Raw genomic sequence first — 15,418 nt, forward strand, 5'->3', positions numbered from 1 at the left:
TGGACGCTTCGAGCAGTCTTCCACGCGTGACGAGCGTCATGAAGCCGCGGTTGGTACGTCTCCACATCGCGACCCGTCCACTACCTACTACGGAGTAACCACACGTATGCTGCCGCCACGGCGACTCTGTGGAGGTGCCGCCAGCCGATGACTGCAAGGGCACGACCGACCACGATCAGGACCACCCGGAGCATGACGGGAGGTCAGCACGACAACCCAGGCGACGAGCCGTGGCAGCTCGTCAAGGCCGCCCAGGAGGGTGACACCGACGCGTTCGGCGTGCTCTACGACCAGTACGTCGACATGGTGTTCCGTTATGTCCTCTTCCGCGTGGGTGGCGATCGCGCGTTCGCGGAGGACGTGACGAGCGAGACGTTCCTGCGCGCGCTGCGGAGCATCGGCTCGGTCAGCTACCAGGGCCGGGACGTGGGTGCGTGGTTCGTGACGATCGCCCGCAACATCGTGTTCGACCACGTGAAGTCCAGCCGGTACCGGCTCGAGGTCACGACGGCCGAGCTCCAGGACAACCGCGAGGAGACGAGCGGCCCTGAGCAGGAGGTCATGACCGAGGCGACCAACGCGGAGCTGCTCCGGTGCGTTTCCCAGTTGGGTGACGACCAGCAGGAGTGCATCCGGCTGAGGTTCATCGAAGGCAAGTCGGTGTCCGAGGTGGCGGAGCTGATGGACCGCAACGAGGGCGCCGTGAAGGCCCTGCAACACCGAGCCGTGAGGCGGCTCGCACAGATCCTCCCGTCGTGGTTGCGGTGATCGCGATCGCAGACGCGTAACCCAAAGCAGATCAACTTCGTTACTCGGGCTGAGATGGACGGCAAGGGAAGAACACCGCGGTGGCGGCAGACGGAGCACGAGCGATTCGCCCGTGCCGTTGAAGGCGGCCCTCAACCGGTGGGCGGCGACGACTTCGCAGAGGACCTGGCGATAGTCGAGCTCCTCCGGCGCATGGACGTGGGCCCCGACGCCGCGACCCGCGAGCGCATGAAACAGCGCATCCTCACCGCACCTCCACCCGAGAAGCCCCTGGCGCTCTCGTCGGTAAGACGCGTGGGAGCGCGCGCACGGTTGGCAGTCGCGGCAGCCGCGGTTCTCTGCCTGCTGATGTCGCTAGGAGGCATGAGTGTGCTGCTCAGCCGTGACGCGCTCCCGGGAGACCCGCTCTACGGCATCAAGCGCACCACCGAGAACGCCTCGCTGGGCCTGACCTTCGACGACGAGTCCCGAGCCCTCAAGCACCTCGAGTTCGCCGCCTCCAGGGTCACGGAGATGGAAACCCTGGCAGACCGCGACTCGACGTCAGCGGCCCAGCTGACGGCCCTGAACGACCTGGACAAGGACGCAGCCGAAGGCTCCCGCCAGTTGACCGCCTACGCCACGACGTCCGACAAAACGGCCCTCCCAGCCCTCCGCGACTGGGCCCTGGCCCAGTACATGAAGCTGGGCACCCTGCGCCCCCGCCTGCCAGAAGACGCAGGCGCCCACGCCGACACGACGATGTGGCTACTGGCGAGCATCGCCCAACGAGCCCACGACCTGTCAGCCCGCACCAACTGCACCACGGTGACCAGCGGCAACAGCGACACCCTGGGTCCCCTCCCGGCGAAGGACGAGTGCGCGGCAGCCACCACGGACCCGAACTCCTCCTCGAACCGCACCCCCACCCCACCCCAGCCCACGCAGCCCGGCCAACCGGCCCAGTCAGGCGCCCCAACCCCGTCGACCGAGCCAGGCCCGTCCCTGCTCCCCAACCCGTCGGCCCCGAAGCTCCCGACCTCGGGCACCCAAGCCCCACAACCGTCGGGCAAGCCGGAAATCACCATCCCCCTCCCCCTACCGCTCCCGAGCATCAGCCTCCCGCTCCTCCCAGGAATCAGCTTCGGCTGAGTCGACCCCGTCCTCACGGACCTGATCGCTAGGCTTGTGACATGGCAGGCAAGCGTGACGTGGAGAGCGACCGGCTGGCCGAACTAGCCGGCGAGGCATCGGCAGAGGCGGCGATCCAGGCTGCCGCAATGGCGCCAGAGCTCGAAGCGTCGCTGTCGGTCCCCCCAGACCTGACCGCCGCAGCCTTCTTCGACGTGGACAACACGATGATGATGGGCGCCTCGATCTTCCACTTCGCGCGAGGCCTGGCAGCCCGCAAGTACTTCTCGTCCAGCGACCTCGCCGGCTTCGTCTGGCAGCAACTCAAGTTCCGAGTAGGCGGCCGAGAAGACCCGGAATCCGTCAAGGCCTCCCGCGAACAGGCCCTCTCCTTCGTAGCGGGCCGCAGCGTCGCCGAACTGGTCTCCCTCGGCGAGGAGATCTACGACGAGCTCATGGCCGACCGCATCTGGAAGGGCACCCAAGCCCTGGCCCAAATGCACCTGGACGCAGGCCAACGAGTCTGGCTGGTAACCGCCACCCCAGTCGAGCTGGCCCAAATCATCGCCAGGCGCCTGGGCCTGACCGGCGCCCTGGGCACAGTCTCCGAGTCAGAGAACGGCGTCTACACGGGCCGCCTGGTAGGCGACCTCCTACACGGCAAGGCCAAGGCCCAAGCCGTCCGCTCGCTGGCGGCCAAGGAGGGCCTGGACCTGCGCCGCTGCACGGCCTACTCGGACTCGTCGAACGACGTCCCCATGCTCTCGGTGGTGGGCACAGCAGTAGCGGTGAACCCAGACTCACAACTGCGAGAAATCTCGCGACGCAAGGGCTGGGAAATCCGTGACTTCAGGACGGGCCGCAAAGCGGCGAAGATCGGAGTGCCGTCCGTCCTGGGTGCGGGTGCCTTGGCAGGGGCGGTAGCGGCCACGCTGGCATACCGACGCAGGGTGAAGTAGCGAAGGCGAGCAGATGGGGGACGACCTACAAAACCGGCGCGTCCAACAACCCGATCTCACGCCACCCAGCTTCACCAGCACCCGTCAGTACAACAGCCCGAGAAGACCCGATCCGCCGAACCCATCCACGCTCAATGAACACCGAGCAAAGATGCGCCCCAGCAGCTCCGGCCAGGTGCGGCACCCGCTCAGTCCAATCCAAACAAGCCCGACTGATCTGACGCTTGGACGGCTCGAATCCAAGCTCCTTCAGCCAAACCATCCCAGGCTCGGTGACAGCAAGGTCAGCAGTCACGACCCCAAGATCCTGAAGACCAGACTTCAAAACGATCCCGAGCTTCCCGGCCAAGTGGTCATAACAAGTACGTCCCCGAGCCATGGCCTCCGAAGCCGAGCTGGCACGCAATCCACGAGGAGAGGCCCCAGGTCCAGCGAACGCGGTCATCGTCTCCAACAACTCCGCAACGTGCGGCCCGGCGAGAGCGACGTACCGATGCCGCCCCTGCCGATGCTCCACCAGCAGCCCACCCTCAATCAGCCGCGTGAGGTGCTCGCTAGCAGTAGAAGGCGCCACACGAGCGTGGCGAGCCAACTCCGTAGCCGTCCAAGCCCTGCCATCCAGCAGTGCCTCGCAGAACGCGGCCCGCGTGCGGTCGGCGAGTAGTGCGGCCAGTACGTGCATGCCAGCCATTCTGCTGCCGGAACACTTCGGCCCACACCGAACCGTCCGCCCCCTAGCGTCACCACCATGACCGAAGAGCTCCTGAGCCTTCCCGTCCCCTCCGTGCCGACAGCCGACCACGGCGTCGCTTGGCTGCGCTCCAACGTCGTCCGCTTCACCAACGGCCCCGACCACGCCCGCCGACGGGCGCTGACGACGGAACTCATCCCGAACGTCACCACCCTCGAAGACCTGGCGACCGCCCTGAATCTCCCAGGCGCACTCGACGACATCGCCAAGATCGCCCCCAGCTACCAGCCACACGAGCCGGTCACCGCAGAGGCAGACGCAGCCGTAGAACGCCTGGCAGTGAGCCACGACGAGGAAACCGCAGCCCGGATCGGCCTCCTCGTGCAGGCCTGGGCGGCCACTCACGCACTGGCAGAGCACCTACGCACCGGGAATCCCGGGCCGGCCGTTCCGATCACCCGCAGGGCCACCGAAACCGGCGTGATCGAGGTCAGCCTCGACCACCACCCGTTCGGCCACGGCCCCCACGCCTGCCCAGGCCGCACCCTGGCCACGAAGATCGCCAAGAACATGGCGTTCAAAGCCATGCACCACCAGGACACCCCGCTGATCCTCCCCAACGCCTGGGACTACACCTCAGCCGCAGCCCTCCACACAGCCGGTTTCAAAGCGATCGGCACCACGAGCCTGGGAGTCGCAGCAGCACACGGCATCCCCGACGGCATGGGCCTGGCCGGCGAGCAGGCGATCGCGCTGGCCACCCTCCTGAAGGACCTGCCCTGCCCCGTCACCGTCGACCTGGAGTCGGGTTTCGGCGTGGACCCGGCCGACCTGGTAGCCGGCCTCGACGCCGCAGGCGTGAACCTGGAGGACGGCCGCCCCCACGGCCTGGCTGAAGTGCGCGAGCAGGCAGAACTCATCGCCAAGGTCAAGGAACGCGCGCCCGGCGTCTTCCTCAACGCCCGCATCGACACCCACTGGCAAGGCGTCGCCATCGAGGAAACCGAGGCACGCGCCAAGGCCTACGTGGACGCGGGCGCCGACGGCGTCTTCGTCCCCGGCCTCACCAACCCGAGCGACATCGAGAAGCTCGCGAACCTGGCCCCGCTCAACGTGCTGGCCCAAAACCGCACCCCGAAGGAACTCGGAAACCTGGGCGTCAAACGCATCAGCACCGGCTCGCTGCTCTTCAGGGCAGCCCTGCACCACACCGTCGCGACCGCCGAAGCAGTGCGCGACGGTGGAATCCCACAAGCGTTCAGCTACGAGGACGTGCAGGCCCTCGTCAGCCCAGGAACACGTTCCGCCGCTGGGTGAGCAATCGGTACAGCGACTGCTGGATCGTCTCCCGCACCTGGTCGGTGAGGTTGAACACGAGCATCGGGTCGTCGGCGGCGTTGTCGCCGAACACGTCCGTGCGGATCGGCTCGCCGAACTCGATGTACCACTTCGAGGGCAGCGGGATCGCGCCCAGCGGCCCGAGCAGCGGGAAGAACGGCGTCACCGGGAAGTACGGGAAGCCGAACAACCGCGCCAGCGCCTTGATGTCGCCGATCATCGGGTAGATCTCCTCGGCCCCGACGATCGAGCACGGGATGATCGGCGTGCCGGTCTTCAGCGCTGCCGCCACGAAACCGCCGCGGCCGAAGCGCTGCAGCTTGTAGCGGTCCTTGAACGGCTTGCCGATGCCCTTGAACCCCTCCGGCCACACGCCGACGAGCTCACCGGACGACAGCAGCCGCTCGGCGTCCGGGTTGCACGCCAGAGTCTGGCCGGACTTGCGGGCCAGAGCACCCAGCAGCGGCGTCCGGAAGACGAGGTCCGCGCCGAGCATGCGCATGTGGCGCTGGGCCGGGTGCTCGGACGCGATGCCGTACGAGGTCATCAGGGCGTCGAGCGGCAACGTGCCGGAGTGGTTCGCCACGATCAGCGCGCCGCCGGCCATCGGGATGTTCGACATCCCGATCGTCTCGACCCGGAACCACTTCTCGTACAACGGCTTCAGCGGCGGCATCAGCACGTTCTCGGTGAGGTCGCGGTCGAACCCGAACTCGTCGATCTGGTAGTCGCCCGCGATCCGCCTGCGCGCGAACGACAGCAGGTCTGTCAGCCTGCGTTCCCAGTCCGGTGTCTCGGACTGCTGCTGCGCGGGCTCTGGAACCACCTCGACGTGGCGCGATCTGCGCGCGGCATCGCGTTCCGGGTCGTGCAGCGGGATAACGCGTGCTCCTGCCACTGCGTTCATCTCCTCAAGGCAAAGATCAGCGGAAACGAGCGGCCGCGTCGAGGATTCCCCGTTCCGCGGCCTCAACCGTCTCCGGGTCGATGAGCGGCTTCAGACCCCGGCCACTCACGTAGTCGTCGAACGCCTGCTGAGTGGTCCACCGCGGCGTGAACCCGAAGTCCTTCTTCAGCAGGGTGGTGTCGACCACGCGCCCCCAGTTGAGGAACCTCATCTGGTCTGGCGAGAAGTCGACGAGCCGGGCGCTCCGGAAGAAGCCGCCGACGGTGGGCACGGCGGCACTGGGCACCGGCAGGTTCAGCCTGCCCGCCCTTCGAATCGCCTGCGACAGCAGCAGCACGCCGTCGCCTCCCACGTTGAACACACCGGGCAGGTCGTGCAGCGTCGCGCGTTCGAGGACAGCGAGGGCGTCCTCGGAGTGCAGCAGCTGCACACGAGCGTCGTAGCCCAGGACGGTGGGCACGACCGGAAGGGCGAAGTAGCGGGTCAGCACGGTGTCGATGCGCGGACCGATGAAGTTCGTGAAGCGCAGCGTGGTGACGTTCACGTCCGGCCTGCGGCGGCCGAACCCGCGCACGTACCCCTCGACCTCGACCGCGTCCTTGGCGTAGCCGGACGACGGCAGGTCCTTCGGGCCCATGTCCTCGGTGAACACCGCCGGGTCACGGCTGCTCGACCCGTAGACGGCGCTGGTGGACTTCACCACGAGCTTCTGCACCTTGGGCGACTTCTGGCACGCGGCCAGCAGCTGCATGGTGCCGATGACGTTCATCTCCTTCATCACCGTGCGGCCGGTGGGCCCGGCCGGGCTGGCGGTGACCGAGGCGTGGACGACCGTGTCCACGTTCGCGGTGGAGATGACCTTGCTGATCAGCGGGTTGCGGATGTCCGCGCGGACGAACTCCGCCCTGCCCATCCTGCGCAGGAGATCGCGTGGCGGCGGCTCGGTGTCCACACCGAGCACGCGCTCGATGTCCGGGTTCGCGGCGAAGCGCGCGGCGAGGTGGCCGCCGAGGAAGCGGCTGACTCCGGTGACGAGGACGACCTTGGGCGTCATGCGACTCCAAGCACGAAGGGCGTTGCGATTGGTCGATGCTACAGACGAAATCTGAAACCGGAGGGGGCCGGAACGCCGTCTTGACGCAGGTCACGCAGGCTTTACGGCCTAATCACCCGATCGGCGGCGACCGTTCCCGTGTTTCAACGGAGCCATCTCACAGGGTGATATTCCATGTCGGTGCAAGGACCGGGTGCCGCCACTCGGGTGACCCGCAAACGCAACCGCCGCCGACCCCTGCGAGAGGGACCGGCGGCGGTAGAGCGCTCGCGGGCTTACTTGCCGCGCTTCCTGCGCTGGACCCTGGTCTTGCGCAGCAGCTTGCGGTGCTTCTTCTTCGACATGCGCTTGCGGCGCTTCTTGATGACCGAGCCCATGCGGGTTCCTTAGCTCTAGACGTTGCTTTGACTGGCGCGCCCCAGCCTTGGCCGTGTCAAGCACGGCGCGCCGGTAAGCACGATCGGCCTACCAGTCTACCCGGCGGGGTTCGCCAGCCTTCAGCAGCCTTCAGCCGGCGTCGAAGTACGCGTTCTCGAGGTAGGCGTGCACGGCCTTCTCGGGCACCCGGAACGACTTGCCGACCCGCACCGCGGGCAGCTCACCGGAGTGCACCAGCCGGTACACGGTCATCTTCGAGACCCGCATCATCGAGGCCACTTCGGCCACGGTCAGGAACTGCACCTGAGCGAGACCTGTTCGTTCGTTCTCCTTCGCAGGCATGTATCACCGCATCCTTCGACACGTGTCGTGCCGTCGGTCTTCCCCACCGACGGTTCGACACGCACGTGCTCTCTTGAGAGTAGCGGGACTGGTGTGACTCCTGCGACGTCCAACCAGTGTTGCTTGAAAGTCACGCGGGGGCCCCGCGTTACCTTCAGCGGCACGCGGGGGCCCCGCGTGCGGTCAGAGCGAACGAAAGCTCCCCGCGTGCACTTCAGTCCTCGTGCTGGCGGCCCAGTTCGACGGAACGGTCGCGTGCCGACTCGATGGCGGCCAGCAGGGCCGCACGGACGCCGTGCTTCTCCAGCTCCCGGATCGCCATGATCGTCGTCCCGGCCGGCGACGTGACCGCCTCGCGCAGGATGACGGGGTGCGACGAGCCCTCTGCCAGCATCGTCGCCGCGCCCACCGCCGACTGGATGATCAACGTCGACGCCAGGTCGCGCGGGATGCCGAGCAGGATGCCCGCGTCGATCATCGCCTCGACCAGGAAGAAGAAGTAGGCGGGGCCGGAACCGGACAGCGCCGTCACCGCGTCCTGCTGCGACTCCGGCACGACCGCGACCTTGCCCACGGTCGACAGGAGCTCCTCGACGACCTTGAGGTGCTCGGGCGTGGCGTTGGAACCGCCGGAAACGGCGCTCATGGCCTCACCGACGAGCATCGGCGTGTTCGGCATGACCCGTACCACCGGCGTGCCCGCGGGCAGCCTGCGCTCGTACAGGGCCGTCGGCAGGCCCGCGCACAGCGACACGATCAACGTGCCCGCGCGCAGCACCGGACCGAGCTCGGCCAGCAACGGCTCGATGTCCTGCGGCTTGACCGCCACGACGAGCACGTCCGCCTTGGCCGCCGCACCGGCGACCGTGGTGCCCTCGATGCCGTACTGCGACGTGAGCGAGGCCGCGCGGGCCTCGTGCTTCTCGGTGAACATCAGATCGGCGGCGGAACGGCCGCCCTGCAGAAGCCCGGACAGCAGCGCTTCACCGATCTTGCCCGCGCCGAGCACCGCGATCTTCGTCATCGGTCAAGTCTCACACAGCAGGCGTGAGAGCCAACTGCCGTGCCTGACACACCAGCCGCCCCGCCGCGTCGATCACCGTGGCGTCCTCGTCGAACCACTGCCCGTGCACCGACTGGCAGGTGACGTGGATGCGCAGCCAGCCCGGCGCCGGCCGGGCCCTCAGCAGCGCCGTCAGCTGCACCGTCGGCGACCACCCGAAGCGGCCGAGGTTGAACGTCACCGGCATCGACAGGTCGCCCGCCAGCAGCGCGAAGTACGGGTCCGGCTGCTCGTCGATCGGCCGCGCCCACAGCTTCAGCGTCAACGGCCCGTCCGTGCGCCGGTCGAGGAACGTCGCCGACTCGCGGTCCACCCGCAGGTCGCACAGGCTGCCGACCTTGTAGATGCCGCCGGTCGGGAACGTCGCGAGCTCCACCGAACCCGGCGGTGGCGCGGCGGGGATCGACGGCAGGTTGGCGTAGTCGGCGCGGTGCTCGGGGATCCGCCCCGTCGTCACCGACGCCTCGACGCACACCTGCCCGCGCTGCTCCAGGGTCACCGCGACGACGGTCGCCGTCCGGCCCGCCTTGCGGATGTCGGTCCTGACCAGCACGGGCCCGACCTCCGGCGCCCGCAGGAACTGGGCGGAGACGGCCAGCGGATCGCCGTCGGCGACCTGGGCCGCCGCACGCGTCATCACCGCCAGGAGGAACCCGCCGTGGGGTTTGGGACCGACGGTCCACTCGGCGGGCAGGGACGCCGTGAACGTTCCGTCACCGAGCGACCGGACCGCGCTGGACTTCGTGAAGGTCATGAGCGGCTGGCCAGCGACCGCAGGAAGAAAGTCACGTTGGCAGGCCGTTCTGCAAGTCGCCGCATGAGATATCCGTACCACTGCTCACCGTAGGGGACATAAACGCGCGTGCCGAGACGCCTCTGCTCCTCGGGCCGGATCCCGTACAGCATCTGGTACTCGAAGTCTGTTTTGTCAAACCACCGGGCTCGTTCGCCGATGATCTCGATCAGCCGCGGGTCGTGCGTCGCGAACATCGGGTAGCCCTCTCCTGCCAGGAGAACGTTCAGGCACCGCACGTAGTTCAGGTCGACCTCGTGCGGGTCCTGGATCGCCACCTCCGGAGGTTCCGCGTAGGCGCCCTTGACGAGCCTCACCCGTGATCCGGGCCCGGCCAGGGCCTTGCAGTCGTCGAGCGTGCGGTGCAGGTAGCTCTGCAGCACCGCACCCACCCACGGCCAGCTGCGGCGCAGCTCGAGCAGGATCCGCAGCGTCGAGTCCGTGGTGGTGTGGTCCTCCATGTCGAGCGTGACCGTCGTGCCGCACTGCTCGGCGGCGGCGCAGATCCGGGACGCATTCGTCAGAGCGAGCGACTCGTCGAGCGACTGCCCGACGGCCGACAACTTGACGCTCACCTCTGCGTTCTCGGCCAGTCCGGCGGCGTGCAGCGCGTCGAGCAGCTCGAGGTACGCCTGCACGGTCTTCTCGGCCTGCGCCTTGTCCGCGGTGTCCTCGCCGAGGTAGTCGAGCGTCACCGGCAGGCCGAGCCCGCGCACGACCTCGACCGCGTCGGAGGTGCTCTCGCCCGCGACGAAACGCTTCACGACGTCACGGCTGATCGGCGCGTTGGCGACGAGGTGGCGCACGGTCTCGTTGCGAGACGCAGCCATGATCAACGCTCGCAGCGGGTTCACACCACGAACCCTAACTCGCCGCTCAACTCACCGGTGGCGGGACTCGCGACGGCCGACCTGCCAGTCCAGGTGCAACCGCGCGAAGAGCAACGCCTCGGCGAGCATCTCCCGCCGCGCCGCGGGCGAGGACGCCCGTCGCGTGTTGACCTCCAGCACGACCTGCCCGTCGAACCCGTTGCGCGCCAGCATCTCGCACAGCTCCGCACACGGCTGAGTTCCGCGCCCCGGCACCATGTGCTCGTCCTTCGGCGCGCCGGAGCCGTCGGCGAGGTGGATGTGCCGCAGCCCCTCGCCCATCCGCTTGGCCAGTTCCAACGCGTCCACGTGCGCGGCGGCCGAGTGCGAGAGGTCGAGCGTGTAGTTGCGGTGCCCCACGTCGGTCGGGTCGATGGACGGCTTGAACGCGGTCATCTGCACCGAACGGCCACGCCCCAGCGGACGGCGCACCGGGAACATGTTCTCCACGGCGATCGCGATGCCGCTCTCGTCCTCCAGCGACGAGACCAGCTCGGCGAAGGAGTCCGCGTACTTGCGCTGCCACCGGAACGGCGGGTGCAGCACCACGGTCGGCGCGCCCAGGTCCTGAGCGGCCTGGACGGACTTGCGCAGGCGTTCGGCCGGGTCCGGCGACCACACCCGCTGCGAGATCAGCAGGCAGGGCGCGTGCACGGCCAGCACCGGCATGCCCGTCCGGGACGACAGGCGGTCGACCGCGCGGATGTCCTGCGACACCGGGTCGGCCCACACCATCAGCTCGACGCCGTCGTACCCCAGTTCGGACGCGATGTCGAACGCCGCTCCGGCGGGCTGTGGGTAGACCGACGCCGTGGAAAGCCCGACCGGGATGCGGGAGGTCAATTCTTCACCAGCAGCATCGCCGCTGGTGAGACGGTGACGATGAGGCCGACGAGGATGGCCAGGAGGGTGGTTTGGAGGTCGTCCGCTCTGCGGATCTTTCGAACCAGCAACACCAGACCCACGGTAACGGCCAGCGCGACCACGAGTGCGGCCACCGCCTGCGTGCGCCACAGGAAGTTGAACGCGAGCCACAGCCCCGCGCCGCCGAGCACGCCGACGGCGAGCTGGCCGATCATGATCAGCCACTCCTTGGCCGGCGAGCGCTGCGCCTCGTTCTCGGGCTCCTCGTCGACCTCGTCGGCGTCGTCGAGGCCCGCGGGACCCTCGTCCGCGTCCCCCTCGTCGTCGTTGTCGGTGAGGTAGTCGTCCTCGGCGCGGTAGACGGCGTACTCCTGCGAGTCGTCGTCGTCCACGTACGGGCCGGGGTGGGCCGCGGTGGACTCCATCGGCGCCATCGACAGGTCGGTGTGCGCATCCGCGTCGTCGTCGCCGAACCAGGCGTCGGGCTGGTTGTTCGGCAGCGGCTCCGGCAGCCTCGGCGGAGCGGGCGGCACGATCAGCACGGACTCGGTCTCGAGCGCGGCGATCTTGTCCACCGGCGCCTTGGCCGGGATGCGCGGGAGCTGCTCGGTCATCGCCTCGCGCGGAGGCATGCCGGGCTTCGGGGCCGGCGTGGGCATCTGCACCGACGGCGGGATCGGCATCGGCCCCGACGGCGGCGGACCCGGCTTCGGCGGGCGCGTGATGTTGGTGCGCGACGGGGCCGGTGCGGGGGCCTCGAGCCGCGAGCTCACCTGGTCGGGACGCGGCACGTCGGGCCGGGGCATGTCCGAGCGGGACGGCGCCTCCGGACGGGCGGCCTCGGGGCGGGGCATGTCGGACCGCGACGGTTGGTCGCGTACCGGCGGCACCTGCCGGGTCTGCTCGGCGGCAGCGGCGGGCGGCGGCGCGGGCGCGGGTCTGCGGACCTGCGGCGGCTGCACGGGCGGGGCGACCGGCGGCTTCGGCTGGTACGCCGTGCGCTCGGCGGCGGCGGGTGGCGGCGGCGGCGCGACGGGCGGGGGTTCTGGGGCCGCGCGACGACCGGGCGCGGGCGCCTCGTCGTCGCGGATCGCCATCAACCGGCCGCTGTCGGACAGGACCCGCTCGATGATCGTCTGGGGCGCGGTCTCCGGCTGCTGGACGTCGTCCTCGTCGTCAGCCGCCCGGCGGCGTCGCCGACGTGGCGCACTCTCTGCGCTGCCCCCGTACTGGGCGAGCAGCTCAGCGACAGTGCGCTGCGTCTGGTCCGATCCGCTCTCTCGACTCATCAACTCCACCGTGCCCCGGTCTGGCCAGTCCGTCCAGTATCGCTCTGGTCCGTCCCATCAGTGTGGTCCAGCCGCCGGAGGATGACACCCTCCCGCAGGGCCCAGGGGCAAATCTCCAGCTGCGTGAGTGACAGGGCTCGCATTGTTGCCTCCGCGACCAGCGCGCCCGCGAGGAGCTGGTGCGCGCGCGAAGTGCTCACGCCTTCCAGCTCGGCGAGGTCGCCGGCCGACATCCGGGAAATGAACGCGATCAGCTGCCGCAGGCCGGCGTCGGTGAGCACACGTCGTGCCCTGGGCCCGGCAGACGATGGCGCGGCCCCGGTGAGCCGCGCCAGCGTTCGGAAAGTTTTTGAGGTCGCAACCACCCGATCGGGTTCACCGGCTCGTTTCAGCTTCCGCGCCACGGGCGCCATCTGCTCGGCGAGCCAGTCGGTGGTCTCGCGGACCTCCGAGCGCCGGGGTGGGTCCTTCTTGAAGCGGGTCCTGGTGAGCCTTCCCGCACCCAACGGCACCGAGAAGGCCATGTCGGGGTTCTCGTCGCGGCCGACCGCGAGCTCCAGCGAGCCACCACCGATGTCGAGGCACAGCAGCTTGCCCGCGGACCAGCCGTACCAGCGGCGGACCGCGAGGAAGGTGTAGCGGGCCTCGTCCTCGCCGGACAGGACCTGGAGATCGACCCCGGTCTCGCCGCGCACCCGGTCGAGCACCTCCGCGGAGTTGCCCGCCTCGCGCACCGCCGAGGTCGCGAACGCCATCAGGTCGTCGCAGCCGGACCGCTTGGCCGACGCCTTGGCGCCGGCCACCGCACGAACCAGCTGGTCAGCGCCTGCTTTCGTGAGCATGCCCTTGTCGTCGAGCTGCTCGGCGAGACGCAGCATCGTCTTCTCGGACGTCATCGGGATGGGGTGGGCACCACGATGCGCGTCCACCACCAGAAGGTGGACGGTGTTGGAACCCACGTCGAGAACGCCCAGGCGCACGCCGGAAACGGTACCTGGTCGTGTCCGTCAGGACTCGAACTTGTAACCGAGACCCCTGACGGTCACCAGGTGACGGGGAGCCGACGGGTCCGGTTCGATCTTCGACCGCAGCCGCTTGACGTGCACGTCCAGCGTTTTCGTGTCGCCCACGTAGTCCGCGCCCCACACCCGGTCGATCAGCTGGCCCCTGGTCAGGACGCGGCCGACGTTGCGCAGCAGGTACTCGAGGAGGTCGAACTCCTTGAGCGGCAGGCTGACGTCCTGGCCGCCGACGGTGACGACGTGGCGTTCCACGTCCATCCGCACCGGGCCGGCCTCCAGGATCTGCGGCAGCAGGTCCTCGGACTCGCCGCCGCGGCGCAGCACCGCGCGGATGCGGGCGATGAGCTCACGCGCCGAGTACGGCTTGGTGACGTAGTCGTCGGCACCCAGTTCGAGACCCACGACCTTGTCGATCTCGCTGTCGCGCGCGGTCACCATGATCACCGGCACGGCCGAGCGCTGCCGCAGCTGCTTGCAGACGTCGGTGCCGCTCATGCCGGGCAGCATGAGGTCGAGCAGCACGATGTCGGCGCCGTTGCGGTCGAACTCCTCCAGCGCCTCCTGGCCGGTGGCCGCGAGCGCCGCGGTGAACCCCTCCTTGCGCAGCAGGAAGGCGAGCGGATCGGCGAAGGACTCCTCGTCCTCCACGATGAGCACCCTGGTCACAGCTCTCCTCCTGGGTCACCCGCGCCAGTCGGCACGAGAGTCGGGTTGGGCTCGGTCGCCGCGGCCGGCAGCCGCAGCGTGAAGGTGGACCCCGTTCCTGGCAGGCTCCACAGCTTCACCTCACCGCCGTGGTTGGCGGCGACGTGCTTGACGATCGCGAGCCCGAGGCCGGTGCCCCCGGTCGCACGTGATCGGGCCTTGTCGACGCGGTAGAACCGCTCGAAGACGCGTTGCTGCTGGTCCTCGGCGATACCGATGCCGCGGTCGGTCACGGCGATCTCGACGTGCCCGTCCACGAGCCTGCGGCTCACGCTCACCGGACTTCCGGGCGGCGAGTAGGCGACCGCGTTGTCCAGCAGGTTCGTCAGCGCCGTGACCAGCAACGACCGGTCACCCGGCACGACGAAGCCGCTCGGTTCGTCGGTGGTGATCGAGATGTTGACCGACTCGGCGGCGAGCTTGGACCGCGACAGCGCCTCGTTGATCACGACGTCGATCTCGGTGTCGGACAGCTCCGGCAGCTTCTCCGCGCCCTGCAGGCGGGACAGCGCGATCAGCTCGGTGACGAGCGTGCCGAGGCGGGTGGCCTCCTGCATGATCTTCGCGCTGAACCGGCGGACCTCCTCCTGGTCGTCGCTCGCGTCCAGCACGGCCTCCGCGAGCAGCGCCAGCGCACCGACGGGGGTCTTCAGCTCGTGGCTCACGTTGGCCACGAAGTCGCGCCGCGTCTTCTCCAGCCGCACCGACTCCGACTCGTCCGTGGCGTCGACCACGATGAAGTCCTCGACGAGCTGCCGGACCTCGGCGTGCACGGCCTCGGGCTGCCGTCCGCCGCGCTGGGCGTCGAGCGGCGAGAGGTCGACGTAGACGACCTCGTTGCTGTTGCGGACGGCCTCCGCGGCCTTGCGCGCCCGGTCGTCGACGCGGTTGTTGCGCACGACGCCGAGCTCTTCAGCACGCGGGTTGTGCAGCACGACGTCGCCGAAGTGGTTCAGCACCACGATGCCGTCGTGGGAGTCGTGGACGATCTGCTGGATCAGGTCGCCGACGGTCAGACCGGCGGGCTTCTTCGGGTGGCGAGGAGCGGTCAGCCGGCCGATGAAGAAAGCGGCGATCGCGCCGATGAGCGCGAGGCCGATCGACACAGCGAGGTAACCCGTTGTGGTCACGAAGCGAATGGTAAGCAGCTCAGAGGTGTCTTGGCCTAGTGCGGGAGCGTGAACCGTGATACCCGCGACACCTCAGTGGACGGTTGTTCCGTCGCTGGTCAGACGCCGTTCACCCAACCGTGATGGTGTTGGTTGG

General features: G+C 68.8%; 17 protein-coding genes. 4 read left to right on the forward strand and 13 right to left on the reverse strand.

Features of this window, described 5'->3' with window-relative positions; genetic code table 11:
- Positions 1-192 precede the first annotated feature (192 nt).
- From ACFOWZ_RS12035 to ACFOWZ_RS12045, 3 genes are all read left to right on the forward strand, one after another.
- Entirely contained in the window at positions 193-768 is a 576-nt protein-coding gene (locus tag ACFOWZ_RS12035) for a sigma-70 family RNA polymerase sigma factor (RefSeq protein ID WP_382371967.1), read from the forward strand.
- A 363-nt stretch (positions 769-1,131) separates the two neighbouring features.
- On the forward strand, positions 1,132-1,899 hold the full coding sequence (locus ACFOWZ_RS12040; protein WP_382371968.1) for a DUF5667 domain-containing protein: 768 nt from the start codon (positions 1,132-1,134) through the stop codon (positions 1,897-1,899).
- 41 nt (positions 1,900-1,940) lie between these two features.
- The gene (locus ACFOWZ_RS12045) at positions 1,941-2,837 is read left to right on the forward strand and encodes an HAD family hydrolase (RefSeq protein ID WP_382371969.1); all 897 of its coding nucleotides are present in this window, start codon (positions 1,941-1,943) and stop codon (positions 2,835-2,837) included.
- 25 nt (positions 2,838-2,862) lie between these two features.
- Here ACFOWZ_RS12045 and ACFOWZ_RS12050 read toward each other — a convergent pair whose 3' ends face one another.
- On the reverse strand, positions 2,863-3,528 hold the full coding sequence (locus ACFOWZ_RS12050; protein ID WP_382371970.1) for an ArsR/SmtB family transcription factor: 666 nt from the start codon (positions 3,526-3,528) through the stop codon (positions 2,863-2,865).
- Positions 3,529-3,585: 57 nt separating this feature from the next.
- On the opposite strand from ACFOWZ_RS12050, the gene ACFOWZ_RS12055 reads away from it, so the two are divergent.
- Positions 3,586-4,845 carry an isocitrate lyase/PEP mutase family protein gene (locus tag ACFOWZ_RS12055; RefSeq protein ID WP_382371971.1) on the forward strand — a complete coding sequence of 420 codons (1,260 nt, stop codon included), beginning with the start codon at positions 3,586-3,588 and terminating at the stop codon, positions 4,843-4,845.
- Here ACFOWZ_RS12055 and ACFOWZ_RS12060 read toward each other — a convergent pair.
- The 12 genes from ACFOWZ_RS12060 to ACFOWZ_RS12115 form a co-directional block, all read right to left on the reverse strand.
- Positions 4,814-5,773 carry a lysophospholipid acyltransferase family protein gene (locus tag ACFOWZ_RS12060; RefSeq protein ID WP_382371972.1) on the reverse strand — a complete coding sequence of 320 codons (960 nt, stop codon included), beginning with the start codon at positions 5,771-5,773 and terminating at the stop codon, positions 4,814-4,816. The genes ACFOWZ_RS12055 and ACFOWZ_RS12060 overlap by 32 nt on opposite strands.
- 16 nt (positions 5,774-5,789) lie before the next feature.
- Positions 5,790-6,827, reverse strand: a complete 1,038-nt coding sequence (locus ACFOWZ_RS12065; protein ID WP_030473106.1) for an NAD-dependent epimerase/dehydratase family protein — start codon at positions 6,825-6,827, stop codon at positions 5,790-5,792.
- A gap of 275 nt (positions 6,828-7,102) precedes the next feature.
- Complete coding sequence (locus ACFOWZ_RS12070; protein WP_015105422.1) at positions 7,103-7,204, reverse strand: 30S ribosomal protein bS22; 102 nt, start codon at positions 7,202-7,204, stop codon at positions 7,103-7,105.
- A gap of 130 nt (positions 7,205-7,334) precedes the next feature.
- Positions 7,335-7,547: a helix-turn-helix domain-containing protein gene (locus ACFOWZ_RS12075; protein ID WP_030477960.1), complete on the reverse strand. Its 213-nt coding sequence runs from the start codon at positions 7,545-7,547 to the stop codon at positions 7,335-7,337.
- 214 nt (positions 7,548-7,761) lie between these two features.
- Entirely contained in the window at positions 7,762-8,571 is an 810-nt protein-coding gene (gene proC / locus ACFOWZ_RS12080; RefSeq protein WP_030473108.1) for a pyrroline-5-carboxylate reductase, read from the reverse strand.
- A 10-nt stretch (positions 8,572-8,581) separates the two neighbouring features.
- Positions 8,582-9,364 carry a thioesterase family protein gene (locus tag ACFOWZ_RS12085; protein ID WP_382371973.1) on the reverse strand — a complete coding sequence of 261 codons (783 nt, stop codon included), beginning with the start codon at positions 9,362-9,364 and terminating at the stop codon, positions 8,582-8,584.
- A complete protein-coding gene (locus ACFOWZ_RS12090) occupies positions 9,361-10,257 on the reverse strand; it encodes a proline dehydrogenase family protein (protein ID WP_382371974.1) in 897 nt (298 codons plus the stop codon). The genes ACFOWZ_RS12085 and ACFOWZ_RS12090 overlap by 4 nt, the downstream gene beginning before the upstream one ends.
- Positions 10,258-10,284: 27 nt before the next feature.
- Entirely contained in the window at positions 10,285-11,115 is an 831-nt protein-coding gene (locus ACFOWZ_RS12095; protein WP_382371975.1) for a sugar phosphate isomerase/epimerase family protein, read from the reverse strand.
- Positions 11,112-12,425: a hypothetical protein gene (locus ACFOWZ_RS12100; RefSeq protein WP_382371976.1), complete on the reverse strand. Its 1,314-nt coding sequence runs from the start codon at positions 12,423-12,425 to the stop codon at positions 11,112-11,114. The genes ACFOWZ_RS12095 and ACFOWZ_RS12100 overlap by 4 nt, the downstream gene beginning before the upstream one ends.
- Complete coding sequence (locus tag ACFOWZ_RS12105; protein ID WP_382371977.1) at positions 12,425-13,405, reverse strand: Ppx/GppA phosphatase family protein; 981 nt, start codon at positions 13,403-13,405, stop codon at positions 12,425-12,427. Before ACFOWZ_RS12105 ends, ACFOWZ_RS12100 begins: the two co-directional genes overlap by 1 nt.
- A 27-nt stretch (positions 13,406-13,432) precedes the next feature.
- Positions 13,433-14,113 (reverse strand): response regulator transcription factor, encoded by a 681-nt coding sequence (locus ACFOWZ_RS12110; RefSeq protein ID WP_030473114.1) that lies wholly within the window; start codon positions 14,111-14,113, stop codon positions 13,433-13,435.
- Positions 14,110-15,282, reverse strand: a complete 1,173-nt coding sequence (locus ACFOWZ_RS12115) for a sensor histidine kinase (RefSeq protein WP_382371978.1) — start codon at positions 15,280-15,282, stop codon at positions 14,110-14,112. The genes ACFOWZ_RS12110 and ACFOWZ_RS12115 overlap by 4 nt, the downstream gene beginning before the upstream one ends.
- Between the last annotated feature and the right edge of the window lie 136 nt (positions 15,283-15,418).

Source organism: Lentzea rhizosphaerae (assembly GCF_042649515.1).
Classification (GTDB): domain Bacteria; phylum Actinomycetota; class Actinomycetes; order Mycobacteriales; family Pseudonocardiaceae; genus Lentzea; species Lentzea aerocolonigenes.

Excerpts from the sequence above, each read along its gene's own strand:
- ACFOWZ_RS12040 (WP_382371968.1), top strand. The coding sequence starts at position 1,132 with ATGAGTGTGCTGCTCAGCCGTGACGCGCTCCCGGGAGACCCGCTCTAC.
- ACFOWZ_RS12050 (WP_382371970.1), bottom strand. The coding sequence starts at position 3,528 with ATGGCTGGCATGCACGTACTGGCCGCACTACTCGCCGACCGCACGCGG.
- ACFOWZ_RS12055 (WP_382371971.1), top strand. The coding sequence starts at position 3,586 with ATGACCGAAGAGCTCCTGAGCCTTCCCGTCCCCTCCGTGCCGACAGCC.
- ACFOWZ_RS12100 (WP_382371976.1), bottom strand. The coding sequence starts at position 12,425 with ATGAGTCGAGAGAGCGGATCGGACCAGACGCAGCGCACTGTCGCTGAG.
- ACFOWZ_RS12060 (WP_382371972.1), bottom strand. The coding sequence starts at position 5,773 with ATGAACGCAGTGGCAGGAGCACGCGTTATCCCGCTGCACGACCCGGAA.
- ACFOWZ_RS12075 (WP_030477960.1), bottom strand. The coding sequence starts at position 7,547 with ATGCCTGCGAAGGAGAACGAACGAACAGGTCTCGCTCAGGTGCAGTTC.
- proC (WP_030473108.1), bottom strand. The coding sequence starts at position 8,571 with ATGACGAAGATCGCGGTGCTCGGCGCGGGCAAGATCGGTGAAGCGCTG.
- ACFOWZ_RS12045 (WP_382371969.1), top strand. The coding sequence starts at position 1,941 with ATGGCAGGCAAGCGTGACGTGGAGAGCGACCGGCTGGCCGAACTAGCC.
- ACFOWZ_RS12035 (WP_382371967.1), top strand. The coding sequence starts at position 193 with ATGACGGGAGGTCAGCACGACAACCCAGGCGACGAGCCGTGGCAGCTC.
- ACFOWZ_RS12070 (WP_015105422.1), bottom strand. The coding sequence starts at position 7,204 with ATGGGCTCGGTCATCAAGAAGCGCCGCAAGCGCATGTCGAAGAAGAAG.
- ACFOWZ_RS12085 (WP_382371973.1), bottom strand. The coding sequence starts at position 9,364 with ATGACCTTCACGAAGTCCAGCGCGGTCCGGTCGCTCGGTGACGGAACG.
- ACFOWZ_RS12065 (WP_030473106.1), bottom strand. The coding sequence starts at position 6,827 with ATGACGCCCAAGGTCGTCCTCGTCACCGGAGTCAGCCGCTTCCTCGGC.